This window comes from uncultured Dietzia sp. (genome assembly GCF_937873725.1).
Classification (GTDB): domain Bacteria; phylum Actinomycetota; class Actinomycetes; order Mycobacteriales; family Mycobacteriaceae; genus Dietzia.
Genome location: NZ_CALMYY010000016.1, coordinates 1 through 26666, shown reverse-complemented (window position 1 = coordinate 26666; position 26666 = coordinate 1). Strand labels below are relative to the sequence as shown.

Sequence of the window (26666 nt, the reverse complement as noted above, 5' to 3'; positions counted from 1 at the left end):
CTGGGGTTTTTGGGATCACAACCGTGTGGTTTCGAACCGGCGTACGACGACGAGGAGGCCCGACGTGCGACCTGAGCAGCGGCCCGGTCCCCGGGAGTGGTCCTCCTCGTCGTCGTCGGGTGTGGCCTGTAGGTCGTCCCCCCTCCCGCCGGATACGCTCGGACCCGGACCCGCGCCGACCGGTGCGCGGTCGCGAGGGCATCAACCGAAGGGAAGTCGGGCATGGCGGACGAGCGGCAGTGGGGGACCTACGACCTCATCGTGGTGGGGTCGGGATTCTTCGGACTGACGGTCGCCGAGCGGGCCGCGGCCGAGCTCGGCAAGCGCGTCCTGGTGCTGGACCGGCGGCACCACATCGGCGGCAACGCCTACTCGGAGGCCGAGCCCGAGACCGGGATCGAGATCCACAAGTACGGCGCGCACCTGTTCCACACCTCCAACGAGCGCGTGTGGGAGTACGTCAACCGCTTCACCGACTTCACCGGCTACCAGCACCGGGTGTTCTGCATGTACTCCGGCACGGCGTACCAGTTCCCGATGGGCCTGGGCCTGATCAACCAGTTCTTCGGCCGCTACTACTCGCCGGACGAGGCGCGCGCGCTCATCGCCGAGCAGGCCTCGGAGTTCACCGCCGAGGACGCCGCGAACTTCGAGGAGAAGGCCATCTCCCTGATCGGCCGCCCGCTGTACGAGGCGTTCATCAAGGGCTACACCGCCAAGCAGTGGCAGACCGACCCCAAGAACCTGCCCGCCGGCAACATCACGCGGCTGCCCGTGCGCTACACCTTCGACAACCGCTACTTCTCCGACACGTACGAGGGGCTGCCCGTCGACGGGTACACCGCGTGGCTCGAGAACATGGCGGCCGACGACAAGATCGACGTGGTGCTGGACACCGACTGGTTCGACGTGCGCGACGCAGTGCGCGCCGCCAGCCCCGACGCGCCCGTGGTCTACACCGGCCCGCTGGACCGCTACTTCGACTACGCCGACGGCGAGCTCGGCTGGCGCACCCTCGACTTCGAGATGGAGGTCCTGCCCACCGGCGACTTCCAGGGCACGCCCGTGATGAACTACAACGACGCCGACATCGAGTTCACCCGCATCCACGAGTTCCGGCACTTCCACCCGGAGCGCAAGGACTACCCCACGGACAAGACCGTGATCATGCGCGAGTACAGCCGGTTCGCCGAGCGCTCCGACGAGCCGTACTACCCGATCAACGAGTCCACCGACCGCGAGAAGCTGGCCGCCTACCGCGAGCGGGCCAAGGCCGAGACCGCCGCCGCCAAGGTGCTGTTCGGCGGCCGCCTGGGCACGTACCAGTACCTCGACATGCACATGGCGATCGCGTCTGCGCTGACGATGTTCGACAACACCCTCGCGCCGCACCTGCGCGACGGCGCCCCGCTCGCCGACTGACCCCGCCCGCCCGCCCTCGCCGCCCGCCCTCGCGGGATCCGCTACCCGGCTGCCACGTTCGCTACCCGCTTTCGGATAGCGGACCGTACGCGCGGGTAGCGGATTTCGGGCCGGGCGGGTGGGGCGGGGCCGGGCGGGGCGGGGCGGGTCAGTCGGCCAGCGCCCGGACGGCCGCGTCGCGCTGGGCGGCGTGCACGAGCGTCGGCTTGGCCTCGCCCAGGTGCTCGAGGACCGGGGTGACCGAGGTCCAGAAGCGGCTCAGCGAGCTGAGCCCCTCGTTCTCGGCCCGCGCCTGTGCCCGCTCGGCCCGCGTGTCGTCCGCGCGGGCCGGGTGCAGGGCCGCGCGCTTGCCCTCGATCCGGTCGTCCTTGCGCTGGGAGATGACGTAGCCCAGCGCGAACGCCACGCTGCGGGGCATCCGCCCGGCCAGCAGGACGTGCGCCTCGGGGTAGTCGTCGAGCACCTGCTCGATCGCGCCGGACAGCTCCTCGACGAGCCGGGCGAACGCCCTGCGGTCGATCTGCCGGCCGCTGGCCCCCGGGTACCACCGGCCGGCGGGCAGGGCCCAGGGGGCGAGGGCCTCGTCGTCGCCGCCCGTCGGGCCGACCACCACCACGACGTCGGCCGAGTCCCGCAACGGGTGACCCGCGTCGACCCCGGACACGGCGCCGCCGCCCTCGAGCCGGAGCGAGAGCCACACGCGACCCACGGCGGTCCGGTCCGCAGGGGGCACGCCGAGGGTGACCAGCGAGAGTTCGGCGTCCGGCCGGCTCCGGCGGGACCGCCACCGGCGCTCGGCCCACATGTCGTCGCCGTCGTCGAAGTACACCGTGCGCACGCCCGTGTCGCCTCCCGGCAGGCGCCGCCGGCGGGCGGTGGTCGGCAGCTCGGCCAGGTGGGTGCGCTCCCGCAGGAGGGTGTCGTACCCCACGGCGAGGGCGGCCGGGAAGGCCAGGTTGGGGGCCAGGACGTAGCCGGTCGCGTCGTCGTCGTCGTTCATCGCCCGCTCCAGCTCGTCCGAGACGTGGTCGACCTCGCGGCGCAGGTCCACCACGGCGTGATCGGTCCCGAACCACCCGGTCGCGGAGCGGAAGTCCAGGCTCCGGGCGTTGGCCACGTCCACCGCGGCGCGCATCCGGTCCGCGCTCTCGGCCGGGAGCAGGCGCAGGTAGTAGAGGGTCCCGTTGTGGGCGATGAGCCAGGCGCGGACCGCCATCGCCACGATCAGCACCACCAGCGTCCCGACGAACCAGCCGAGGCGCGAGGGCGACGTGCACTCCGGCGACCACAGATCGGGTACCGCGGAGACGGTGCAGGCCGCGTCGCGGGCGATCAGGTCCTCCGCCACCAGCCCGCCGAACGCCGTGGTCAGGGCGACGGTGATCGCGATGAGCGTCTCGAGGATGAACACCCCGACGAGGGTATCGGGCGGGCGGCCCGGGCGGCGGCGTCGTCGTCGTCGTTCGTCGCGCGTTCCGGCTCGTCCTCCACCTGACCGACGTCGGCGCGGAGGTCCACGACGTCTCCCCCGGGTGCCGCGAGCGGGGCCGCCGAGCCAGGTCCGGGCATAGGGTTGCCCCATGACCCGGTCAACGCCCGCCCCCGTCCGTCTGCTCGTCCTCCTGGCCGGCGCCGCCCTGCTGATGCTCGCGCTGCTGCCGCTGACGGGCGGTCCGGCCCGCGCCCAGGCGCCGGCCCCCGCGCCCGCCCGGGCCCCCGCGGCGTCGTCCGTCGGCGTCGGCATCACCGACCGGGCCGGGGTGCTCTCGCCGGGGGACCAGGACCTGCTCCGCGCGGAGACCGGCCGCATCGCGTTCCCGCCGCAGGTGGAGCGGGTCGAGTACCTGGTCTTCGGCGACGGGGGCGAGAACCTCAACGACACCACCGAGCGCTTCGCCCAGGCCGAGCGCCCGGACCTGGTGTCGCAGGACCGGGCGAAGTGGGCGCCGGGGACCCTGATCGTGGCCAACGACGGGGTCTCGCGCAAGGTCGGCATCTACTGCGGCGACGACGTGTGCGTGGCGCTCGACCTCTTCGAGGGTCGCCACCTCGACGGATCGCTCGAGGCCATGAAGGACCCGATGCGGCGCCAGAACTACGCGGTGGGCCTACTCGCGGGGGCGCAGGCCGCGGCGGATCCGACCGTGCTGGCGCCGGAGCCCGCGGGCGCGCCGTCCTGGCTCCCGTGGGCCCTCGGAGGCGCGGGCGTGGTGGGGGCGGGCGCGATCGGCGCCGGCGTGGCGGCGAGCCGGAAGAAGAAGGCGACGACGGCGAGGGAGCGCTACGACCGGGTGTCCCGCGAATACGGGCGCATCGCGGGGGAGCTCACCGGGCTGGACATCCGCGCCAACTCGTTGCGATCCCCGCTCGCCGACGACGAGCTGCGATCCCAGTGGGAGGACGTGAGGGACCGGTTCCTCGCCCTGGACGAGGTCATGGGCCGGATCGGCGACCTGCGGCCCGAGTCCACGGACGCCGAGTTCCGGGCCAAGGCGGGCGAGATCGAGACCGCCCACACCACGGTCGACCAGATGGAGGCCGCGGAGGGCAACATCGAGCAGCTCTTCCGCATGGAGCAGGGGGACGCCGACGTGCGCCGTCGCCAGCTCGGCGAGCTCCACGAGGACATGCTCGCCGCCGCGCTGGGGACCGGGGACGAGCGGCTGGCCGCCGAGGCCAGGGCGCTGGACGCGCGGGCGGACGAGCTCACCCGCGACACGGCCGCCCCCGACTTCATGGACCGCTACGCGCGGCTCGTGGTGGACTACCGGCTGGTGGTGGAGGCCATCCGGGCCCGCGAGATGGCGGATGTCGAGGCGGCGGACGACGCGGGCGACCGCCACGCGCCGAGGCTGTACGACCGCGACTGGCGCGCCGGCTACGGCTACAACGGCTTCGTGCCCTACTACGTGGTGTCGAGTTGGCACCAGCACGACGTGCAGGCGGCCGAGGCGGCGTCGAGCTCCTCCACCACCACGAGCTACTCCAACTCCTCCTTCTCGGGCGGCGGCGGGTCGAGCGGCTACTGACCTGCGCTGCCCCTCCGGCTTACGCGCCCTGAATGCCTGGATTCCGCCGGGGCGCGCTGGCGGAATGGACCAGAGCGCCAGCGCAGGTCGAGGGGCCAGCGCAGGTCGAGGGGGCAGCGCAGGTCGGCTCAGCTCTCGACGATCTTCACCGACTCGATGGTGTGCGTGGTCCGTGGGGAGCCCTGCGGGCTGCCGTCGCCCTCGATCGCGGTGACCGCTCCCATCCCGTCGGTGACGATCCCGAACAGGCTGTAGTCCGGCGGCAGGGAGACGCCGGAGGGGCCGGTGACGATGAAGAACTGCGAGCCGTTGGTGTCCGGGCCGGCGTTGGCCATGGCCAGCGATCCGATCTCGTACTCGCCGTCCGCGGGGAGTTCGTCGGCGAACTCGTAGCCGGGGCCGCCGCTGCCGGTGCCCTGCGGGTCGCCACCCTGGATCATGAAGCCGGGGATGACGCGGTGGAACGTGATGCCGTCGTAGTAGTTGTTGCGGGCCAGGAACACGAAGTTGTTCACCGTGGCCGGGGCCTTCTCCTCCAGCAGGTCCACCGTGATCGCGCCCGCGTCCGTGGTGATGACGGCGGAGTAGTCGACCCCGGGGGTCAGGCACATCGGGGGGGCCGCGTCGAACGAGGTGGTGCGCTCGGCGGCGCCGGCGGCGGGCGGACACTCGGCCGCGTCCGACGAGCCGTTCCGGGACTGCGACGCCGCGGTCGTGCCGTCGGCCGCCGCCTCCTCGGCCGGCGAGTCGTCGGCGCCGCACCCGGCGAGTGCCAGGGGCACCGCCAGGGCGAGGACCCCGAGGGCGGTGCGGAGAGTGGGGCGTGTCCGGGCTGTGGCGGAGAGGTTCATGGCACGAGACTAGAGCTTCCCTCCGACTCCGACCGCGTCGCGGGAAGACTCCGGACACCCGCGTGCGACGGGACTAGGATCCGGACATGACACGGCCAGACGTCGTCCCCGCCCCCGCCCCCGCCCCCCGTCTGCTCGCGCTGCTCGCGCTGATGCTCCTCGTCGTGCTTCCGCTCGTCGGCGGGCCCGCCCGCGCCCAGGCGCCGGCCACCACCGGCACCGTCGAGGTGGGCGTGACCGACATCGGGGGCACGCTGTCCGGGGGCGATCCGCTCCTGCTCCGGACGGAGACCGGGCGGTTGGATCTCCCGCCGCAGGTCACGAACGTGGAGTACCTGGTGTTCGACCGCGGCCAGGACAGCCTCAACGACACGGTCCTGGAGTTCGCCAGGGCCGAGCGGCCCGATCTGGTGTCCGGGGACAAATGGGCCCCGGGGCGGTTGATCGTGGCCGTGAGCATGGACCCGCGCAGGAACGGCATCTACTGCGGCGACGACGTCTGCGTGGCCATGGACGTGTTCGAGGGCCAGCACCTGGACGGCTCGCTCGAGGCCATGAAGGACCCGCTGCGCCGCGGGGCCATCGGCGCGGGCCTGCTCGCCGGGGCCGCGGCGGCCGCCGATCCCTCCGTCGAGGCGAGCGGGTCGGCCGAGGGCGACGACGGCGGCGGGATGTGGGGACTCGGCTTGGGCGGGCTCGTCCTGGCGGGCGGCGGCGCGTTCGTGGTGGTGCGCAAGCGCAGGAAGACCGTCGCGACCGCACGGGAGCAGTTCGACCTGGTCTCGCGCGAGTACGGCCGGGTCGCCGGGGAGCTCGACGGGATCGACGTCCGGGCCAACTCCCTGTCCTCCGTCCTGGCCGACGACGACCTGCGGGCCCAGTGGGCGGACGTGAGGGACCGGTTCCTCGAGCTGGACACGGTCATGGGCCGCCTGGGCGACCTGCGGTACGACTCGACCGACGCGGAGTTCCGGAAGGCCGCGAAGGACGTCGGCACCGCCCACACCACCGTCGAGCAGATGGGGCGGGCCGAGACGAACATCGACACGATGTTCCGCATGGAGCAGGGGGACGTGGACGTGCGCAGGCGTCACCTCGGGGAGCTGCACCGGGACATGGGTGCGGCGGCCCTCGGCACCTCCGATCAGCGTCTGGCCCAGCAGGCCCGGACGCTGGTCGGGTGGGTGGACGACCTGGCACGCGACCCCGCCGTCCCCGACTTCATGGACCGGTACGCCCGCATCGTCCGCGACTACCGGCTCGTGGTGGACGCCATCCGCGCCCGCGACCTGTCGGACGTCAAGGCGGCGAAGGGCGCGAGGGACCGTCACGCGCCGCGCATCTACGACAACGACTGGCAGGTGGGTTCCGGGTACAACGGGTTCGTGCCGTACTACGTGGTGAGCAGCTGGCACGCGCAGGACGTCAAGGCCGCGTCGTCGTCCACCGATACGGGGTATTCCGACTCGTCGTTCTCCGGCGGCGGTGGCTCGAGCAGTTGGTGAGTACCCGGCCACGGGGCGTGGTGGGCGGGGGCGCGGCCGGCCGCCGGGTACGATCGACCCGGCTTTCGATGCGGCGGCACGCACCGTCGGGGACGGGGACTCATCCACATGTACCACCACGGCCACCACGAACTGGTCGACGAGGTCGAGCGGTCGGTCGCCGGTCTCGCGGACCCGCGTGGCCGGGAGTGTCTCCAGCGCATCATCCTGCCCCGGGCGGGTGAGCCCCTGGACGTGCGGTCGCTGTACCTGACGGAAGCGCCCACCAACGCTCGCCGGGCGCATTCGGCCGGCCGCACCACCCTGGCCGTCGGCGCGGACTCCGAGGTCTCGTTCGCCACCTACTTCAACGCCTTCGCCGCGGCGTACTGGCGGCGGTGGACCATCCTGGACGAGGTCGTCCTGCGCCTGACGGTCCGCGGCGCCGGGCGCGTGGACCTGTACCGGTCCAAGATCGACGGCTCGCGCATCGCCATCACCGGCGACGTGGTGGGGGAGCCCGGTGAGGCCGGGACGGACCTGGTGACGACGGTCGAGTTCGTGTGCGACCTCGGCCCGTTCGAGGACGGCGGCTGGATCTGGTTCGACCTCACCTCGGACACCGACGTCGAACTGCTCGCCGGGGGCTGGTACTCCGCCGTGGACGCCCCGGCCACCCGCCCCGATGCGGGCCCGGACGGCTCCCCGGATCCGACGGTGCAGGTGCCCAACGACCGCCGGGTGACCATCGGGATCCCCACGTTCAACCGCCCGGGTGACGCGGTGGCGGCGCTGCGGGCGCTCACCTCCGACCCCGAGGTCGACGCGGTCCTCGACGCCGTGCTCATGCCCGATCAGGGCGACCGGAAGGTCCGGGACGAGCCCGGGTTCGCCGAGGCCGCCGAGGACCTGGGCGACCGGCTGCGGATCTTCGACCAGCCCAACCTGGGCGGCTCGGGCGGGTACAGCCGCATCATGTACGAGGCCCGTCGGCTGACCGACTCGCCGTTCATCCTCTACATGGACGACGACATCGAGATCGAGCCCGACTCGATCCTGCGGGCCCTGGCGTTCGGACGCTTCTCCACGGTGCCGATGCTGGTCGGCGGGCAGATGCTCAACCTGCAGGAGCGCAGCCACCTGCACACCATGGGCGAGGTGGTGGGCGCGCACGACTTCATGTGGACCGCGGCCCCGCACGCGGACTACGACTACGACTTCTCCCGGTACCCGCTGACCGACCGCGAGAACCCCAAGGAACTGCACCGCCGGATCGACGTGGACTACAACGGGTGGTGGATGTGCCTCATCCCGCGCGTGGTCGCGGAGAAGATCGGCCAGCCGCTGCCGCTGTTCATCAAGTGGGACGACGCCGAGTACGGGCTGCGCGCCCGGCGGGCCGGCCACCCCACGGTGTCCATGCCGGGCGTCGCGATTTGGCACATGGCGTGGTCGGACAAGGACGACGCGATCGACTGGCAGGCCTACTTCCACCTGCGCAACCGCCTGGTGGTGGCCTCGCTCTACCACGACGGCGACCACAAGGGCATCATGCAGTCCAGCCTCAAGGCGCTGGTCAAGCACCTGGTCTGCCTCGAGTACTCGACCGTGGCCATCCAGATCGAGGCGATCCGCGACTTCCTCCGCGGGCCGGAGGCGCTCTACGACCTGCTCCCGACCGCCCTGCCCAAGGTGCGGGCGATGCGCGCGGAGTTCCCCGACGCCGTGGTGATCCCGTCGGCCGTGGACCTGCCCGCCCCGTCGGGCGGCCCGGCCGGGATCCACTCGGAGCCCTCGGGGAGGGTCGGCAAGGCGGTCGCGCTGGCCAAGGGGCTCGTGCACACGCTGAGTCGGGACGAGAAGGTGCACCACGAGGTGCCGCAGGCCAACTTCCCGCCGATCGAGGCACGGTGGTACTCGCTGAGCAGGGTCGACGGCGCCACCGTCACCACCGCCGACGGGCGCGGCGTGGTCTTTCGCAAACGGGACCGCGAGCGGGCGGGAGCGCTGCTCAAGGACTCGGTCGCGGCGCACCGCGAGCTCTACCGCCGGTTCCCCGAGATGCGCCGGCGCTACCGTGAGGTGCACGCCGACCTCGTGACCAAGGAGGCCTGGGGCCGTGTCTTCGATTCCTGAACCCACGGACGGCACGGACGCCGCGGCACCCACGGTGGAGATCCCCGTCCCCACCAGCGAGGTCAGGCTCCTGGCCGGGATCCAGCGCCGGCTCCTCGCGGTGCCCGGGTCGCGGGAGGCGGCGGTGACCCTCTCGCACGTCGGGGAGCACGCCCTCGGCTGGATGGCGGTCGCCGCGGTCGGTGTGGCGGTCGATCCCCCCCGCCGCGGCCGGTGGGCGATGGTCGGCGTCGGCAGCTTCGGGGCGCACGCCACCTCCGTCGTCATCAAGCGGGTGGTCCGTCGCCGGCGTCCCGACCACCCCACGGTCGCCGTGGGTGTGAGCACCCCCTCGAAACTCAGCTTTCCGTCCTCGCACGCCACCTCGACCACGGCGTTCGCCCTGCTCGCCGGGTCGGTGAGCGGAGTACCGGTGGCCCCCGCGCTCGTGCCGGTGATGCTCGCGTCCAGGTTGGTGCTCGGAGTCCACTACCCTTCGGATGTGCTCGCCGGCGCCGTCGTCGGCGCGGGCTGCGCCGCGCTCACGCGGTCGCTCTGGCCCACCGGGGCCGTCCAGCGGGTGCTGCCCGAGGCGCTGCGTGACAGCCCGCCGGGCCGGCGCCCCACCCCGAACACCGAGGAGAATCGATGACCGACCAGACCGGTGTCCCGGCCGCCCGGGGCGTGGGGGATCACCACCTCCTGGGCGCGGAGCCGCACACGGCCAACGAGATCGATCGCGCGGAGGCTCAGGAAGAGGCCCTGGGGTCGCCGCCCAAGAACCTGCTCGACGGCATGATCAAGGCCCTCCGGCCGCGTCAGTGGGTCAAGAACGTGCTCGTGGTGGCGGCGCCCGCGGCGGCGGGCTCCCAGACCCTGACCGACGGCTCGGTCCTGTTCTCCGTGTTCATCGCGTTCGTGGCGTTCTGCATGGCCGCCTCGAGCGTCTACCTCATCAACGACGCGCTGGACGTCGAGGCGGACCGCGCGCACCCGACCAAGCGGTTCCGGCCCATCGCCGCCGGCGTGCTGCCGGTTCCGGTGGCCTACGGGATGGCGGTGGTGCTCATCGCGGCGGCGATCGGCATCTCGCTGGTCTTCACGCATCCGGCGCTGGCGATCGTCGTGGGCGTGTACATCGTGCTGCAGCTCATGTACTGCTTCGGCCTCAAGCACCAGCCGGTGCTCGACATCGCGTTCGTCTCCTCGGGGTTCCTGCTCCGCGCGGTCGCGGGCGGCGCCGCGGCGGAGGTCGACATCTCCCAGTGGTTCCTGCTGGTCATGGCGTTCGGCTCGCTGTTCATGGCGGCCGGCAAGCGGTACGCCGAGCTGAACCTGCACCTCAAGACCGGCGCCAAGATCCGCAAGGCGCTCGAGAGCTACACCCCCACCTACCTGCGCTTCGTGTGGACGCTCTCGGCCACCGTCCTCGTGCTCTGCTACGCCCTGTGGGCCTACCAGCGCGGTGAGGGCACGGACACCGCCATCTGGCTGCAGATCTCGATCGTCCCGTTCACGATCGCGGTGCTGCGCTACGCGGTCGACGTCGACGCCGCCCAAGCCGGGGAGCCCGAGGACATCGCCCTCGGGGACCGCGTCCTGCAGGTCCTCGCCGCGCTGTGGGTGCTGACCGTGGTGATCGGCGTCTACATCGTTCCGTCCTTCTCCTGACCGGGACGGGTCGGGCGATGTCGGAGGTGGCGGGGGAGCGGTGGGCGCGGCGCGCCGAGCCGGTGTTCTGGGCCGGTCTCGTGGCGGTGGTCACCGTGTTCCTGGCCGGTGCCTGGCAGCGCCGGTGGATCGCCGACGACGGGCTGATCGTCCTGCGCACCGTCCGCAACCTCATCGCCGGCAACGGCCCCGTCTTCAACGCCGGGGAGAGGGTCGAGTCCAACACCTCCACGGTGTGGACCTATCTCATCTACGCCACCCACGAGGTGGTCGGCTACCGGCTCGAGTTGGTCGCCCTCGGGCTGGCGCTCGCCCTGAGCATGACCGCGGTGGCGTGCGCGATGCTCGGTACCCGCGTGATGTACCGCGGGACGCGGCGGGCGCCCGCCGGCGCCCCGATGCTGCTGCTGCCGTTCGGCGTGGTGGTCTACATCATGCTCCCGCCCGCCCGGGACTTCGCGACCTCCGGCCTGGAGACGGGCCTGGTGATCTGCTGGATCGGCGTGATGTGGCTGGGGCTGCAACTGTGGGCGCGCGCGCCGCACCGCGAACACCGGTTCGGCCTGCCGGCGGCGGGGACCGCGGCGATCGCGTTCGTCGCCGGCCTGGGACCGCTCGTGCGGCCGGAGATGGCGCTGGCCTCGGTGGTCTTCCTCGGGCTGCTGGCGGTCGCCCGGCAGTCGTGGCGGCACCTGGGCTGGCTGGTGGTGATCGCGGGCACGGTCCCCGTGGTCTACCAGGTGTGGCGCATGTCGTACTACGCGCTGCCGTACCCGCTGACGGCCGTCGCCAAGGACGCGGGCGGCTCCAAATGGGACAAGGGCGCCGCCTACCTGTGGGACCTGCTCGCGCCGTACGCGCTGCTCCTCCCGCTGGCGGTGATCCTCGTGGCCGGGCTGGTGTCGTTGTGGGCGACCGCCCGCCGGCCCCCCCCCCCCCCCCAACCCCCCCCCCCCCCCCCCCAATCCCCCCGCCCCGCCCCGCCATCCGCTACTCCGCCGGCTGATCCGCTCCCCGGATGGGGGCAGCGGATCGCGCGGGACGGTAGCGGATCCGGGGGGGGTGCGGGTGAGGGTCCGGTCGACCCCGGTCGTCACCATCGCGTTCCTCGCGGTGGCCGCGATCATGCTGGCCTACGTCACCCGCGTCGGCGGGGACTTCATGCACGGCCGCGTGCTGCTGCCGTCCCTGTTCCTGTTCCTCCTGCCGGTCTCCGTGGTGCCCCTGCCGGTCGGTCCCGCGCACGGGCCCGACGACGCCCGGGTGCGCCGGGTGGCAGTCCCCGTTGTCGTCGGTGCGTGGCTCGTCGTCGTCGGATGGGCGGTGACCGTCCAGGTCACCCAGGACCCGTTCCGCGACCAGCCGGAGACCATCACCGCGGCGGGGATCGTCGACGAGCGGCAGTACTACATCCAGCGGACCGGCCACCGGCACCCGGTGCTCGCCGAGGACTACCTGGACTTCCCCCGGATGCGGGCCCTGGTGCGTGAGGTGGAGGCCAACGACACGGGGGCGGTGTTCCTCCCGGTGCCGGGGTTCCAGGACCGCTGGGACGTGGTGGCCTACGACCACCCGTTGCCGGGCATGGCGCCGTTCGAGCTGCCCGACGAGCCGATCAAGACCGTCGTGTTCCTCAACCTGGGCATGACCAGCATGAACCTCCCGCTCGACGTGGACGTCTACGACACCGTGGGCTTGGCCGCGCCGTTGGCCGCGCACACCGACCGCATGGAGGACGGGCGGATCGGTCACGACAAGTTCCTGCCCTACGACTGGGTGCTCGCCCGGACCGGCGTGATCGAGGACCCGGTCAACCTCCCCCGGTGGGTGGACGTCAACTGGGTGCTCCAGTCCGAGGTGGCGTTGCAGTGCCCGGCGACCCAGGCGCTCATCGAGTCGTACTCCGGCCCGTTGACCCCGGAGAGGCGGTGGTCCAACCTCGTGAACGCATTCTCATTCGCCGAGTATCGGATCAACAGAATCCCTGCGTATGAGGTGCAGCGATGCGGTCTGCCGATGCCTGAGAAGGTGGAGAAGTACCAGGGCACTCGGTAGGGTTGCGCCTACTGTTGTCTCGAATCGATAACAGTCGGGGGTCGATTCAGCCCCTGACCTGTAACACCTGTCCCACAATGCGCGACAGTAACGATGTCGCAGTTCCGGTCCTCCCCTGGTGGGTCCGGTCCGATGGACGTCACCGATGCCCCGGAGATCCTGGGGGCACCAGGAACGAACAAAGGAACCAACGCATGTCCCAGACCACCCTCCGGCGCAAGTTCGCCGCCGGGCTCACCGCCCTGGCGACGGCCGCGGGCCTCGTCGTGAGTGCGCCGGCCCTCGTCGGCGCCCAGGCCACCGAGCAGGGCTCCTCCGCGAGCCTCGGTTCCGGCGGCTCCGCCGGTGCGCCGCCGCCGGCGCCCGCATTCCGGCCGGCCGGGGGCAACGAGAACCCGGTGGGCAACCGGAACTGGCTGCGCCCCGGCTGCACGTGGGACCCGGTCGCCTCCTGGGTCCAGCTGTGCGAGGTCTGGTCCCCGGCCATGAACCGGCCGATCAAGGTCCAGGTCCAGCCCGCCCGCTACGGCGGCAACGCCGGCCTCTACCTGCTCGACGGCCTGCGCGCGCGCGACGACTGGAACGCGTGGACCCACGACGCCCAGGCCCAGCGCATCTTCCTGCAGGACAACATCACGCTGGTCATGCCCGTCGGCGGGCAGGTCTCCTTCTACTCCGACTGGGATCGGCCCATCAACCTGGGCGGCACCCTCCTGGAGTACAAGTACGAGACGTTCCTCACCCGTGAGCTGCCCGGGTACCTGCAGGCCAACTTCGGCGTCCGCACGGACAACAACGCGATCGCCGGACTGTCCATGGGCGGCTCCGCGGCCGCCATGCTCGCGGCCGATCACCGCGACCAGTTCAAGCAGGTCTCGGTCTTCTCCGGCTACATGAACACCACCGCGCCGGGGATGTACACCATGCTCCCGCTGGCCATGTTCGACCAGTGCAGGTGCGACCCCTTTGCCATGTGGGGCCTGCCGGGCTCGCCGCGCTGGGGCCAGAACGACCCGTTGCTCAACGCCGGCAAACTGCGCGACATTCCGATGTACATCACCGCGGGCTCGGCCATCCCGGGCCAGTACGACCAGCCCTCCAGCCTGCAGGCCGTGTTCAACACGTTCAACGGCATCATCCTCGAGGGGCTCTCGCGGGGATCGACCATCGCGTTCCAGAACACGCTGAACGCCGCACCGAACAAGGCGAGGTTCGACTACCGCACCACCGGGGTCCACGGGTGGGGCTACTGGAACGACGACCTGATCGCCGCCAGGTCGGCCCAGATCCTCGACGTGATGGACGCCCACGGCTGGTGATCCCGCCGACTTAGCAGACGAATCGGGCTCGTGTCAGCGAGTCCTCACCCGTCACACCGGGGCCCCGTGCGTAGATTCTCGTGCGGGGCCCCGGTCGTTGGTGACCACCGGGTTCGGCCGCGGGAGGGGAACCCGCGGGCGCGCTGCGGGCCGGGGCCACGGGCACGACCGGCCGGGTCGCACGACCGACCCGGCCGCGAGACACTTCGGCGACGACGCGGCAAGGAAGAGAACAACACCATGGCGACCCCCAGCGCACACGCGAACCCCCGCACCCGGTGGGCGTCCCTCCTCGCGGCCCCCCTGGTGGTGGGTGTGGTGGGATCCGGCCTCCTCGCCCCGCCGGTCGCGGTGGCGCAGGAGACCCCCGCCCGGGTGAGCCCGGGCGCGCAGTCGCCCACCCCGGGCCCCGCCACCCCGGAGAACGTCCCGGACGCACCGTCGCTGCGGGTCCCCTCCGCCCCGCCGTCGGGTGTCCGGCTGGAGAGGGTGGAGTGGAAGACGGCCAACCGCGTCGCGCTGTGGGTGCAGTCCCCGGCCATGGGGCAGGCGATCCAGGTGCAGCTGATGCTCCCGGCCGCGTGGAACGCCGAGCCCGATCGCACCTACCCGTCGCTGCTGCTGCTGGACGGCCTGCGCGCGCGGGGTGACGCGAGCGGGTGGACGCTCGAGACCAAGATCTCCCAGTTCTTCGACGCGAAGAACGCGATCATCATCCTGCCCGTCGGCGGCGAGTCGAGCTTCTACACGAACTGGGTGGCGGACGCCAAGGGCTCGGCCTACCAGTGGGAGACGTTCCTCATGCAGGAGCTGCCGCCCCTGCTGGCCCGCGACTGGCGGGTCGGCGACAAGCACGGTGTGGCCGGCCTGTCGATGGGCGGGACGGCCGCCATGATGCTCTCCCAGCGCTACCCGGAGCACTTCCGGTTCGCCGGCAGCTTCTCGGGGTTCCTCGACACCACGAGCTTCGGCATGCCCGAGGCGATCAAGGTGGCCATGCAGGACGCCGGTGGCTACTCGGCGGAGAACATGTGGGGTCCCCTCGGCTCGGCCCGCTGGCAGGAGCAGGATCCCAAGCTCCACGCGGAGAGGCTGCGCGGTCGGAGCGTGTACGTCTCCGCGGGCAGCGGCAACACCGGTCCCTGGGATCAGCCGTCCGGGCTGCCCGACATCCCGGCCAACTTCCCCGGCTACGGTCTCGAGTTGCTCTCCCGGATGACCACCCAGACGTTCGTCAACAAGGCCCGCGGGGCCGGCGTCGACGTCACGGCCAACTTCCGGCCGTCGGGAACCCACACGTGGCCGTACTGGCAGTTCGAGATGACCCAGGCGTGGCCGCAGTTCGCAGGGGCGGTGGGGATCGAGAACGTCGAGGCGCCGTGCGCGCCCGTGGGAGCGATCAGGGCCCTCGCCGAGCGTCAGCCGGCGCTGGGACCCTGTCTCACCGGCGAGTACGACGTCAAGGGCGGCAAGGCCGCGGACTTCCGCTTCGGACGCGTGTTCTGGTCCGAGCAGACCGGGGCGCAGTCGGTGCTCGGGGCGATCGGCGCCGCGTACCAGGCGGAGGGCGGGCCCGGCGGGCCACTGGGCCTGCCGACCTCGGGGGAGACCGCCACGCCGGACGGCAAGGGGCGTTTCACGCAGTTCCAGAACGGCGTCATCTACTGGTCGCCGACCACCGGCGCGCACGCGATCCGCGGGGCGATCCGGGCCATGTGGTTCGACCGCGGCGCCGAACGCGGCGAGCTGGGCTACCCGACCACCGACGAGATCGCCAACCCCAACAAGCCCGGCGTGGTCCAGGGCTTCCGGGGCGGGACCGTCTACTGGTCGTCCGACACCGGGCCGAAGGTGGTCGAGGGCCAGATCCTCGAGACCTACCGGGCCGCCGGGGCCGAGAACTCCGCGCTCGGGTACCCGGCGACGGACGAGATCTCCCTGACCACCCGCAACGGCGCGTTCAACCGGTTCCAAGGCGGGTACATTTACTGGTCGTCGCGGACGGGAGCGCAGGTCATCCCCCGCGGGCCGGTGTTCGACGCCTGGGGCACGGTCGACTACGAGCGCGGCCGGCTGGGGTATCCGACGGGCCCGCTCCGCAGCACCCGGGACGGCCAGGTCATGGACTTCGAGGGCGGCCGGATCACCGTGACCGGCGGTCGGGCGGAGATCTCGTGACAGGCCGGGGTGCCGCGCTCGCGGCGGCGCTGCTCGTCGTGGTGGGGACGGCGACGGCCTGCGGCGGCGGCGACTCCACGGTCTCGGGAGTCCCCGATTCCGGTTCGGTCGCACCTCCTCCGGGGGGCGCGGGCACCTCCTCGCCCCGCGTCGCCGCGTCCGAGGACTCCGGGCGTTTCACCGAGGCCCCCGCGCCGGTGGCCTCCGACGCGCCGGGCTACACCGCGCCGATCGTCGGCGCCCGCGAGCGCGGATACCTGGCCGCCCTCGAGGCGAAGGGCATCGACACCGCGGCGATGTCGGACTCGCTCGTCGCCGCGGGCAACACGATCTGTCGGATCCGGAGCACCGGCGGCGCCGCGGGGGAGACCACCACCATCGCCGACGCGGTGGCCGGGCAGATCTCCGTCGGCGGGTACTCGGACCGCGATGTGGACGAGCTCTCCCGGATCGTGGTGGACGTCGCCGCCGGTCAGCTCTGCCCCTGAGCTCCGGGGCGGGGTGCCACGGCCTGGCGTCGCCGGGTGAGCCGTGACACCCCCGCGCCGCGGAGGGAACCCGGAGGCCCCCTGGCCCGTTGGAAGAGTCGTCGGCTGCCCGCCTATCCGTGTCGGGCGTCCGGGAAGGAGTTCGTCACATGGCTCGTGGATCGCGTCGTGGAAGCGGCCGCCGTCTCGGGTGCTCGCTCGGAGCGCTCGTCCTGGTGGTCCTGCTCGTGCTGGGGATCGGGTGGTGGATCGGCAACCGGGGAGTCCCCACCGGGCCCGGGGAGGGACCGGGCCGAGGCCCCGAGGTGCCCGCCCAGACCCAGCCCGCGGACTGCCCCGACGTCCAGATGGTCGCCGTGCCGGGGACGTGGGAGAGCAGCCCAGCCGACGATCCCTACGCGCCGTCCTTCCTGCCCAACGCGCTGCTCCGGTCGATCACCGACCCGCTGAGTCAGCAGTATCCCGGTGAGCGCCTCGAGGTGTTCACGGTCCCGTACGTCGCCCAGTTCCGGAATCCGCAACGGCCGCAGGAGATCACGTACGACCAGAGCCGGGCCGAGGGCACCGACCGGGCCCGCGCCGAGCTCGCCGCGGTGCACGCCCGCTGCCCCTACACCTCCTACATCCTCCTGGGCTTCTCCCAGGGTGCGGTGATCGCCGGAGACCTCACCAACGAGATCGGGACGGGCAACGGGCCGGTGCCCGCCGACCTCGTGCGGGGGTCGGTCCTCATCGCCGACGGTCGCCGCCTGCCCGGTGAGGGACAGTCGCCCGGCCTGTCCCCCGGGAACGGCCAGGGCATGGAGATCTCGCTGCAGCCGGTCACGGGGTTCACCCAGCTCATCGCCGGCGCCACCATGACCGGCCCGCGGCCGGGGGGCTTCGGTGCGCTCGCGGATCGGACCGCCCAGATCTGCGACTCCAGGGACCTCATCTGCAACGCCCCGTTCAACATGGTGGACGGCGCGGCGCGGTTCCAGGAGTTCGTGGCCAACAACGCCGTCCACGCCATGTACGCCACCAACCCCGACGTGATCCTGGGGACGACGGTCCCGGAGTGGACCATCGGGCACGCCCGCCGGCTCGTGGACGAGGCGCCCCAGATCGCCCACGACTGAGGGGCCCACGGCGTACCGTGACATGCCGCGACACGCCTGGCCGGATCGGTGATTCGGAGTTCGGTTGTGCCCTGGGGCACGCTGTAGGATCGACCACGCTTGTCGCCCGGAATGTCCGTGGTCGACGACGTCGACCATCCAGTCATCGGTTCGGAACGGAGCAACGTGGAGTTCGAGCAGTACCACGACGCCAGTGGGGCGATCGTCATTCCCGATCGGACCACCCTGGTCGACTTCGTCGAGTCCAACGTCTCCGCGGCGCGGCAGGATCCCGCGGCGGACGGGGTGATCTACCGCTACATCGACTACTCGGCCTCCCGCAACGGTGAGGTCCGCGAACTCTCGTGGTCCGAGTTCGGCGACCGCCTCTACGCGATCGCCGCGCGGCTGCAGCAGGTGGCGAAGCCGGGTGACCGGGTGGCCATCCTCGCCCCCCAGGGGCTCGACTACATCGTCTCGTTCTTCGCCGCGATCCACGCCGGGCTCATCGCCGTCCCGCTGTTCGATCCTGACGAACCCGGTCATCACGACCGTCTCCACGCCGTGCTGGGCGACTGTTCGCCGTCGGTCATCCTCACCTCGACCGACTCGGCCGCGGGCGTCCGCACGCTCTTCCGGGAACTGCCCGCGCGTGAGCGGCCGCGCACCCTCGCCGTCGACGCCATCCCCGACGAGCTGGGCTCCGGCTGGTCCCTCCCCGACCTCGGCGCGGACGACATCGCCTACCTGCAGTACACCTCCGGGTCGACACGGGTCCCCGCCGGCGTGGAGATCACGCACCGCAACGTCGTCACCAACGTCATGCAGCTCTTCGACGGCCTCGGGCTGACCCGCGCCTCGCGCGGCGTCACCTGGCTGCCGCTGTTCCACGACATGGGCCTGCTCACGGTGATCCTGCCCGCCATGGGCGGCGCGACCATCACCGTGATGAGCCCCCGCGCCTTCGTGCAGCGTCCCGGCCGCTGGGTCAACCAGCTCGGTGCCATGTCGGACGGAGACGGGGTCTTCGCCGCCGCGCCCAACTTCGCGTTCGAGCACGCGGCCCGCCGCGGACTGCCGCGCGAGGGGGAGACCCTCGACCTGTCCGGCGTGACGAGCATCATCAACGGCTCCGAGCCGGTCACCCCGGCGTCCATGCGTGCGTTCAACGAGGCGTTCGCCCCGTACGGTCTGGCGCCGACCGTGATCAAGCCGTCCTACGGGATGGCCGAGGCGACCCTGTTCGTCTCCTCGCCGCGCAAGGACGACGAGGCGATCGTCATCCACGTGGACCGGAGCGACCTCAACGAGGGGCTCATGACCGTCCTGGACCCGTCCCGCGTGGACGGCAACGAGGACGCCATCCCGCAGGTCGCGTGCGGCTACGTCGCCCCCAGCCAGTGGGCGGCGATCGTGGAACCGGGCATCGACGACGCGACGGGTGAGCACGACGGCACCGGGCGCGAACTCCCCGAGGGCAGGGTCGGCGAGATCTGGCTCCACGGCACCAACATCGGCCGCGCCTATTGGGGGCGCGACGAGGAGTCCGAGGCGACGTTCGGCAACGTGCTCTCCGAGCGTCTGACCGAGGGCTCCCGGACGGTCCGCGAGTTCGGTTCCGTCCCCGAGGGCGCGCGGTGGCTGCGCACGGGCGACTACGGCGCCTACGTGGACGGCCAGCTGTACATCACGGGTCGGGTCAAGGACCTGGTGATCGTCGCCGGACGCAATCACTACCCGCAGGATCTGGAGAACACGGCGCAGGACGCGTCCGTCTCGCTGCGTCCGGGATTCGTCGCGGCGTTCTCGGTCCCGGCCAACCAGCTCCCGATCGACGCCCGTAACGGCGCGACGATCGCCGCCGATGACTCCTCGGAAACTCTCGTGGTGGTGGGCGAGCGCGCGCCCGGCGCGGGCAAGGCGGATCCGGGTCCCATCGCGGACGCCGTCCGGTCGGCGATCTCCTCCCGGCACGGCGTCACCGTCCAGGACGTGCTCCTGGTCCCGGCCGGGTCCATCCCCCGCACCTCCAGCGGCAAGATCGCCCGCCGCGCGTGCAAGGCCGCGTACGTGGACGGCACGTTGCGCGGTGGACACCGCCAGACCGCCTTCCCGGACGAGCCGGCGCACTAGCGTCCGGCCGGTCGCGGCACCAGAAGTGCCCCACGGCGACGGGCGAGCACACCGGACAACCCCAGGAAAGGCGAGCCGCACGATGGCACAGAGCGAGATGACGGTAGTAGAGCTCCGCGAATGGCTGCGGGGCTGGGTCTGCCGGGCCACCGGGCTCGACGTCTCCAAGGTGACGGACGACCGCTCCCTGGAGGAGTTCGGATTGTCCTCCAAGGACGCGGTGACCCTCTCGGCCGATCTCGAGGACGAGCTCGGCCGTCCCCTCGACGCCACGATCGCCTACCAGCACCCCACCATCGCCGCGCTCGCCGAGTACGCGATCAACGGCCCGGTCCTCAGCGACGAGCCCGCCGATCTGCACTCCTTCCGTGACCGCGGCGCGGGGATGGAGTTCGACGTCGCGGTGATCGGGTTCGCCACCCGCTTCCCGGGCGGTGCCGACTCGCCCGAGGCCACGTGGGAACTGCTGTCCGAAGGCCGCGACGCCACCGGCCCGCGGCCGGCCTCCCGGTGGTCCGAGTGGGCGGGGGACGCCTACGTCCAGCAGGTGCTCGCCGAGGCACCGGACCGGGGCGGCTGGCTCGACGACTCGGAGGTCCGGGACTTCGACGCCGAGTTCTTCGGCATGAGCCCCCGCGAGGCCGAGATGGTGGACCCGCAGCAGCGGCTCGCCCTGGAGCTCACCTGGGAGGCGCTGGAGCACGCCCACCTGCCGGCGAGTGATCTCAAGGGTCGCGAGGTGGGGGTGTTCATCGGCTCCTCCTCCAGCGACTACCAGGTCTTCCTCACCTCCGATTCCGCCGCAGCCTCCCCGTACGCGGTCACTGGCGCCTCCAACGCGATCATCTCCAACCGGGTCTCGTACACCTTTGACTTCCGCGGCCCGTCCATGACGATGGACACGGCCTGCTCGACCTCCCTGGTCGCGATCCACGAGGCCGTCAACTCCCTGCGCCTGCACGAGTCCGACCTCGCCGTGGCCGGCGGCGTCAACATGATGCTCGCGCCCGCCGCCACGATGGGCTTCGCCAAGACCGGCGCCGCGCTCAGCCCGGACGGGCGGATCAAGGCGTTCTCCTCGGACGCCGACGGCATCTGCCGCGCCGAGGGTGGGGGCCTGTTCATCCTGAAGCGCCTGTCGGAGGCGGAACGGGACGGAGACCAGGTCCTCGCCGTCATCAAGGGTTCCGCCGTCAACTCCGACGGCCGGTCCAACGGCATGACCGCGCCCAACCCGGACGCACAGGTCGCTGTGCTGCGCCAGGCCTACGCCGACGCCGGCGTCGACCCGCGGGACGTGGACTACATCGAGGCCCACGGGACCGGCACGATCCTCGGTGACCCGATCGAGGCGACCGCGCTCGGCCAGGTCCTCGGGCGCGGACGGGACGCCGACCGCCCCACCCTGCTGGGCTCGGCCAAGACCAACTTCGGCCACATGGAGTCCGCGGCGGGCGCCGCGGGCTTGGCCAAGGTCATCCTGGGCATGGGCAAGGACGCGCTCCCGCCCACGCTCAACTTCGCCGGCCCCAACCCCTACATCGACTTCGACGCCGCGCGGCTGAGCGTGGTGACGGAGACCACGCCGTGGCCGCGCTACAGCGGTAGAGCCGTGGCGGGCGTCTCCGGCTTCGGCTTCGGCGGCACCAACGCCCACGTCGTGGTGGCGGAGTACCGCCCCGTGCCGGTGGCCGCCGCCGACACCGACACCGACACCGATACCGATACCGACACCGACACCGACACCGCCGCCGCCGCCGCCGACACCGCCGCCGCCGACACCGCCGCCGCCGACACCGACGTCGCGCGCAGCGTCGCCGACGCCGTCGCCCGCAACTCCGAGGTGCTGGCCACCACGGGCACCTCCGTCCCCGGCCCGGCGGCCACGGTGCTCGTCGTGTCCGGGTCGCTGCCGTCACGGCGCAAGTCCGCGGCCGGCCGGATCGCGGACTGGCTCGAGAAGCAGGACGAGTCCGTGGACCTCGGCGCGGTCGCCCGCACCCTCGCCGCCCGCAACCACGGCCGCTCCCGCGGCGCCGTGGTGGGCCACACCCGCGCCGACCTGGTGGCGGGCCTGCGCGCCCTCGCCGCCGGCGACCCCGGGCCCGGCGTGTTCAGCGCCGACGCCCCCGCGGGCACCGGCGACGTCTGGGTGTTCTCCGGCTTCGGCGCCCAGCACCGCAAGATGGCCAAGGAGCTGTACCTGTCCAACCCGCTGTTCGCCTCCTGCCTGGACGCGGTGGACGAGCTCATCGAGTTCGAGGCCGGGTACCGGATGGTCGAGATGTTCCTCGACGACTCCGTCACCTACGAGGTCGAGAACGCGCAGGTCGGGATCTTCGCCGTCCAGGTCGCGCTGATCGACACGCTCAAGGCGCTGGGCGCCAAGCCCGAGGCCGTCATCGGCCACTCGATGGGCGAGGTCGCGGCCGCCTACGCCTCCGGCGGCCTGGGCCTGGAGGACGCGGTCCGCGTGATCTGCGTGCGCTCGCGACTCATGGGCGACGCCGAGCAGCAGGTCTCCGACGCCGACGCCGGGGCCATGGCCCTGGTCGAGTACTCGGCGGAGGAGATCGCGCAGATCATCGCCGACAACCCGCAGTTCGCCTCGATCGAGCCCGCCGTCTACGCGGCCCCCACCCACACCACCGTCGGCGGTCGCGCCACGCCCGTGGCCGAGTTCGTCGCCTGGGTCGAGCAGCAGGGCAAGTTCGCCCGACAGCTCCAGGTCCGCGGCGCCGGGCACACCTCCGACGTCGACATGCTGCTGGGGGAGCTCGCCGCGGAGATCGCCGGCCTGGAGCCGCACGGGCTCACCACCGGGCTGTTCTCCTCGGTGGACAAGGAGACCTTCTACCGCGCCGGCCACGAGCCGATCCACGCGGAGGAGTACTGGGTCAAGGGCATGCGCCACTCGGTGTGGTTCACCCACGCCGTGCGCAAGGCCGTCGAGGCCGGGTACGTGACGTTCCTGGAGTTCGCGCCCAACCCGGTCGCCGCGATGTCCGTGGCGGCCACGTGCTTCGACGCCGGGCTCATGGAGCCGAACCTCCTCTACACGCTCAAGCGCAAGGAGTCCGAGGCGGACACCCTGCTCAGTGCGATCGCGCAGCTGTACGTCCACGGCCACGAGGTCGACATGGTCTCAGTGGTGGAGATGCTGCACGGCTACGTCACCGGCCCCGCCCGGTACGCGCCGGTGCCCGGGACGGCGTGGAAGCGCCGCACCCTGTGGCCGACCGTCACCGCCGGCGGCGGGTCGGGGGAGGGGCGCATGCCCGGTTCCCACGTCGCGCTGCCCGACGGCCGCCACGCCTGGCAGGTCCGCGCGGAGGTCGTGCCGAGCGTGGACGCCCTGATGACGGCCGCCGCGGCGTCGGTGCTCGCGGGCGCGACCCTCACCGCGGTCGACCGGCCCGGGGTGCTCCCGGCCGCCGGCACCGTCACCACCACCATGACCCCGCACCCCGGCGGAGCCTCGCTGCAGGTGCACGCGCACGGCACGGACGGGACCGGGCCGGCCTTCGTCCTGGTCGCCGAGTGCGCGGTGAGCGGCGGTACGCCGATCGACCCCGACGCGGCGCCCGGGGCGCACTACGTGTCGACCGAGTCCGACGCCCCGGTGGTGGACATCGATGACGACGACGACGAGGACACCCGCTGGAATCCGGCCTCGGGCGAGTCGATCGGGGACCGCCTGGCCCGGATCATCGGGTCCTCGATGGGCTACAGCCCCGACGACCTGCCCCGGGAGCTCCCCCTGCTCGACCTCGGCCTGGATTCCCTCATGGCGGTCCGCATCAAGAACCGCGTCGAGCACGAGTTCTCCATCCCGCCCCTCGAACTGCAGGCGATGCGGGACGCGTCGATGAACGACGTGGCCGACATGGTGACCTTCGCCGTGGAGAACCCGGACAAAGTCGGTGAACTCGCCGACCAGCAGTCGCGCGGCGAGGGCGCGGTCGACGTGGCCGCGCTGCGCGGTGACGCGCCGGCCAGCGCCACCGGTGACGCCGGCGCCGCCGGTGTCGCGATCGCCCCCCGGGACGACACCGAGCGCATGGCCTTCGGCGCGTGGGCCGTGGTGACCGGTGCGGCTGCGCCCGGGGTGACCGGTGCGCTCCCCGCGATCGACGACGCCGCACGCACCGCCCTGGCGGCAAGGCTGTCGGACCGGTGCGGCGGCGACGTCACCGCCACCCAGCTGGCCGCCGCCGGCACCATCGCCGAGATCGCGGACCTGCTGCGCCCGTTCACCGAGGTCGCGGTCGAGGGGAACATCCGCGTCCTGCGCGAGGGCTCGCCGGACGCCACGCCGCTGTTCCTGTTCCACGCCGCGGGTGGCTCGTCGTTCGTCTACGAGCCGCTCGTCGAGCGGCTCGGCACCGACACCCCGGTGTACGGCGTCGAGCGCACCGAGGGGCCGCTGGAGGAGCGGGCCGCGGGGTACCTGGACCGGATCCGGGAGATCGCCGCGGGCCGCCCGGTCGCCATCGGCGGCTGGTCCTTCGGCGGCGCGCTGGCCGTCGAGGTGGCCCGCCAGTTGCGGGCGGCGGGCGACATGGTCGCGCTGGTCGCGCTGCTGGACACCGTGCAGCCGTCGGAGCCGATCCCGGACACGCTCGACGAGGCGGTGGCGCGCTGGGCGCGGTACTCCGAGTTCGCCAAGCGCACCTACGGCCTGGACGTCGAGGTGCCGCGGGAGTTCCTCGCCGAGCACGGCGAGGACGGCGTGCTGGGGATGCTGCTGGAGGCCCTGGGTGACCAGGCCAACGCCATGGGCGGGGGCGTCATCGAGCACCAGCGGGCCAGCTTCGTCGACAACCGGATCCTCCAGAGCGCGGACCTGTCCACGTGGACCGGTGTGGGCGCGGAGGTGCCGTTCGTGCTCTACCGCGCCGAGCGGATGCACGCGGGAGCGATCGAGTTGGAGCCCCGTTACGAGCACGTCGATCCCGACGGCGGGTGGGCCCGGATCGTCGCCGATCTCGAGGTGGTCCAGCTGCAGGGGGACCACCTCGCGGTGGTCGACGAACCCGTGGTCGGTACGGTCGGTAGGCATCTGGCGCGTCGGCTCTCGGAGATCGACGCGGGAGAACTGAAGGGAATGGACGCGTGACGGCCAAGACCACGGCGGAGAAGCTCGCGGAACTGCGGGTCAAGACCGAGCAGGCCCAGGACCCGGGCAGCGAGCGGGCCAAGGCCCGTCGCGACGCGGCCGGCCACACCCCGCCGCGGGAGCGCATCGCCGAACTGCTCGACGCGGGCAGCTTCGTGGAGATGGGTCAGCTGGCCAAGGCGCCGGGCAACCCGGACAACCCCTTCGGGGACGGCGTGGTGACCGGCCGCGGCACCATCGACGGCCGCCCCGTGGTGGTGTACGCGCACGACAACACGGTGTTCGGTGGCTCCGTCGGCGAGGGCTTCGGCAAGAAGGTCTGCGCGATCATGGACTTCGCCCTCAAGGTCGGCTGCCCGATCATCGGCATCAACGACTCCGGCGGGGCCCGGGTCCAGGACGCCGTCACGTCGCTGGCCTACTACTCCGAGATCTCCAAGCGCCAGTACCCGGCGTCGGGGTACATCCCGCAGATCTCGATCATGCTGGGCAAGTGCGCCGGCGGCGCCGTCTACGCGCCCGTGACCACGGACTTCGTCGTGGCGGTCAAGGACCAGGCCTACATGTTCGTCACCGGACCGGACGTGATCAAGCAGGTCACCGGCGAGGAGATCTCCATGGAGGACCTCGGCTCGGCCCTCCAGCAGGCCAAGAACGGCAACGTCAACCACGTGGCCGTGAGCGAGCACGACGCGTTCATGTACGTGCGCAACCTGCTCAGCTTCCTGCCGTCGTCGGCCGCCGAGAAGGCCCCGCGCATCAACCCCGGGCTGGAGCCCGCGCCCACCGCGTCCGACCTCGAGTTGGACTCGATCATCCCGGACTCCGACAACGCGGCGTACGACATGCACGACGTGCTGATCCGGATGTTCGACGACGGCGACTTCATCGAGACCTCGGGTCAGTTCGCCCCCAACCTCATCACCGGCTTCGCGCGCGTCGACGGCGAGGCCGTCGGCGTGGTGGCCAACCAGCCCCTGCATCTGTCCGGTTCGCTGGACATCGACGCGTCCGAGAAGGCGACGCGGCACATGATGCTGTGCGACGCCTACTCGATCCCGCTGGTCTACGTCGTGGACACTCCCGGGTACCTGCCGGGCGTCCAGCAGGAGAAGCTCGGGATCATTCACCGCGGCGCCAAGATGGGGTACGCGGTGGCCGCCACGTCGGTCCCCAAGATCACGTTCGTCGTCCGCAAGGCCTACGGCGGCGCCTACGCGGTGATGGGGTCCAAGAACCTCGGCGGCGACCTCAACTTCGCCTGGCCCACCGCGCGGATCGCCGTGATGGGCGCCGAGGGGGCGGTCGACCTCCTGCAGCGCCGGCAGATCGAGGAGGCGGGCCCGGAGGAGGGACCCAAGCTCCGCAAGCAGCTCATCGACATGTACAACGAGTTCATCGCCACCCCGTACTCCGCCGCCGAGCGGGGCTACATCGACGCGGTGATCGAGCCGTCGCAGACCCGCCTGGTGCTGCGCGGCGCACTCGCCCAGCTGCGGGACAAGATCCGCAACGAGCCCCCGCGCAAGCACCCCATCGCCCCGCTGTAGCAGCCCACCCCCCGCCGCCCTCGGCGTGCCCCCCCCCCCCCCCCCGGCCCCCCCCCCCCCCCCGCCCCCCCCCCCCCCCGCCCCCCCCCCCCGCCGCCGCCGCCGCCGTTGCGGAAAACCGGGGCGCGCGGGGGGGAGGGGGCCCTCCCCCCCCC

At 72.1% G+C, this 26666-nt stretch carries 15 protein-coding genes and 1 pseudogene; 14 read left to right on the top strand and 2 right to left on the bottom strand.

Annotated features, from left to right (window positions below):
• Positions 1-222 precede the first annotated feature (222 nt).
• Positions 223-1422, top strand: a complete 1200-nt coding sequence (gene glf / locus Q0444_RS01135) for a UDP-galactopyranose mutase (RefSeq protein WP_299020743.1) — start codon at positions 223-225, stop codon at positions 1420-1422.
• Between the two features lie 148 nt (positions 1423-1570).
• On the opposite strand, the gene Q0444_RS01130 is transcribed toward glf, so the two are convergent.
• Positions 1571-2833, bottom strand: coding sequence for a hypothetical protein (locus Q0444_RS01130; protein ID WP_299020741.1), 1263 nt, complete (start codon positions 2831-2833; stop codon positions 1571-1573).
• A 169-nt stretch (positions 2834-3002) separates the two neighbouring features.
• Between Q0444_RS01130 and Q0444_RS01125 the strand changes: the two genes are divergently transcribed.
• Positions 3003-4451: a DUF5129 domain-containing protein gene (locus Q0444_RS01125; protein WP_299020740.1), complete on the top strand. Its 1449-nt coding sequence runs from the start codon at positions 3003-3005 to the stop codon at positions 4449-4451.
• Positions 4452-4579: 128 nt separating this feature from the next.
• On the opposite strand, the gene Q0444_RS01120 is transcribed toward Q0444_RS01125, so the two are convergent.
• Positions 4580-5302 carry a peptidylprolyl isomerase gene (locus Q0444_RS01120; protein ID WP_299020738.1) on the bottom strand — a complete coding sequence of 241 codons (723 nt, stop codon included), beginning with the start codon at positions 5300-5302 and terminating at the stop codon, positions 4580-4582.
• An 86-nt stretch (positions 5303-5388) separates the two neighbouring features.
• Between Q0444_RS01120 and Q0444_RS01115 the strand changes: the two genes are divergently transcribed.
• The 12 genes and pseudogenes from Q0444_RS01115 (at position 5389) to Q0444_RS01060 (ending at position 26511) form a co-directional block, all read left to right on the top strand.
• The gene (locus Q0444_RS01115; protein ID WP_299020735.1) at positions 5389-6807 is read left to right on the top strand and encodes a DUF5129 domain-containing protein; all 1419 of its coding nucleotides are present in this window, start codon (positions 5389-5391) and stop codon (positions 6805-6807) included.
• A 108-nt stretch (positions 6808-6915) separates the two neighbouring features.
• Positions 6916-8922, top strand: coding sequence for a glycosyltransferase (locus tag Q0444_RS01110; RefSeq protein WP_299020732.1), 2007 nt, complete (start codon positions 6916-6918; stop codon positions 8920-8922).
• A 40-nt stretch (positions 8923-8962) separates the two neighbouring features.
• A complete protein-coding gene (locus Q0444_RS01105) occupies positions 8963-9553 on the top strand; it encodes a phosphatase PAP2 family protein (protein WP_299020760.1) in 591 nt (196 codons plus the stop codon).
• Complete coding sequence (locus tag Q0444_RS01100; protein ID WP_299020729.1) at positions 9550-10572, top strand: decaprenyl-phosphate phosphoribosyltransferase; 1023 nt, start codon at positions 9550-9552, stop codon at positions 10570-10572. Before Q0444_RS01105 ends, Q0444_RS01100 begins: the two co-directional genes overlap by 4 nt.
• A 17-nt stretch (positions 10573-10589) precedes the next feature.
• Positions 10590-12627, top strand: a pseudogene (locus Q0444_RS01095) (arabinosyltransferase).
• A 194-nt stretch (positions 12628-12821) separates the two neighbouring features.
• Positions 12822-13946, top strand: a complete 1125-nt coding sequence (locus Q0444_RS01090) for an alpha/beta hydrolase family protein (protein WP_291081176.1) — start codon at positions 12822-12824, stop codon at positions 13944-13946.
• Positions 13947-14186: 240 nt separating this feature from the next.
• Positions 14187-16124: an alpha/beta hydrolase-fold protein gene (locus tag Q0444_RS01085; protein ID WP_299020727.1), complete on the top strand. Its 1938-nt coding sequence runs from the start codon at positions 14187-14189 to the stop codon at positions 16122-16124.
• Positions 16121-16612: a DUF732 domain-containing protein gene (locus Q0444_RS01080; protein WP_291079637.1), complete on the top strand. Its 492-nt coding sequence runs from the start codon at positions 16121-16123 to the stop codon at positions 16610-16612. Before Q0444_RS01085 ends, Q0444_RS01080 begins: the two co-directional genes overlap by 4 nt.
• Before the next feature lie 149 nt (positions 16613-16761).
• Positions 16762-17730 (top strand): cutinase family protein, encoded by a 969-nt coding sequence (locus tag Q0444_RS01075; RefSeq protein WP_299020722.1) that lies wholly within the window; start codon positions 16762-16764, stop codon positions 17728-17730.
• 111 nt (positions 17731-17841) lie between these two features.
• Complete coding sequence (gene fadD32, locus Q0444_RS01070) at positions 17842-19842, top strand: long-chain-fatty-acid--AMP ligase FadD32 (protein ID WP_299020719.1); 2001 nt, start codon at positions 17842-17844, stop codon at positions 19840-19842.
• Between the two features lie 82 nt (positions 19843-19924).
• The gene (gene pks13, locus Q0444_RS01065; RefSeq protein WP_299020715.1) at positions 19925-24961 is read left to right on the top strand and encodes a polyketide synthase Pks13; all 5037 of its coding nucleotides are present in this window, start codon (positions 19925-19927) and stop codon (positions 24959-24961) included.
• Positions 24958-26511, top strand: a complete 1554-nt coding sequence (locus Q0444_RS01060) for an acyl-CoA carboxylase subunit beta (RefSeq protein WP_291079625.1) — start codon at positions 24958-24960, stop codon at positions 26509-26511. Before pks13 ends, Q0444_RS01060 begins: the two co-directional genes overlap by 4 nt.
• Positions 26512-26666: the final 155 nt, after the last annotated feature.

Coding starts and splice junctions, on each gene's coding strand:
- Q0444_RS01085 (WP_299020727.1), top strand. CDS start 14,187: ATGGCGACCCCCAGCGCACACGCGAACCCCCGCACCCGGTGGGCGTCC.
- glf (WP_299020743.1), top strand. CDS start 223: ATGGCGGACGAGCGGCAGTGGGGGACCTACGACCTCATCGTGGTGGGG.
- Q0444_RS01090 (WP_291081176.1), top strand. CDS start 12,822: ATGTCCCAGACCACCCTCCGGCGCAAGTTCGCCGCCGGGCTCACCGCC.
- Q0444_RS01120 (WP_299020738.1), bottom strand. CDS start 5,302: ATGAACCTCTCCGCCACAGCCCGGACACGCCCCACTCTCCGCACCGCC.
- Q0444_RS01115 (WP_299020735.1), top strand. CDS start 5,389: ATGACACGGCCAGACGTCGTCCCCGCCCCCGCCCCCGCCCCCCGTCTG.
- Q0444_RS01125 (WP_299020740.1), top strand. CDS start 3,003: ATGACCCGGTCAACGCCCGCCCCCGTCCGTCTGCTCGTCCTCCTGGCC.
- pks13 (WP_299020715.1), top strand. CDS start 19,925: ATGGCACAGAGCGAGATGACGGTAGTAGAGCTCCGCGAATGGCTGCGG.
- Q0444_RS01075 (WP_299020722.1), top strand. CDS start 16,762: ATGGCTCGTGGATCGCGTCGTGGAAGCGGCCGCCGTCTCGGGTGCTCG.
- fadD32 (WP_299020719.1), top strand. CDS start 17,842: ATGTCCGTGGTCGACGACGTCGACCATCCAGTCATCGGTTCGGAACGG.
- Q0444_RS01110 (WP_299020732.1), top strand. CDS start 6,916: ATGTACCACCACGGCCACCACGAACTGGTCGACGAGGTCGAGCGGTCG.
- Q0444_RS01100 (WP_299020729.1), top strand. CDS start 9,550: ATGACCGACCAGACCGGTGTCCCGGCCGCCCGGGGCGTGGGGGATCAC.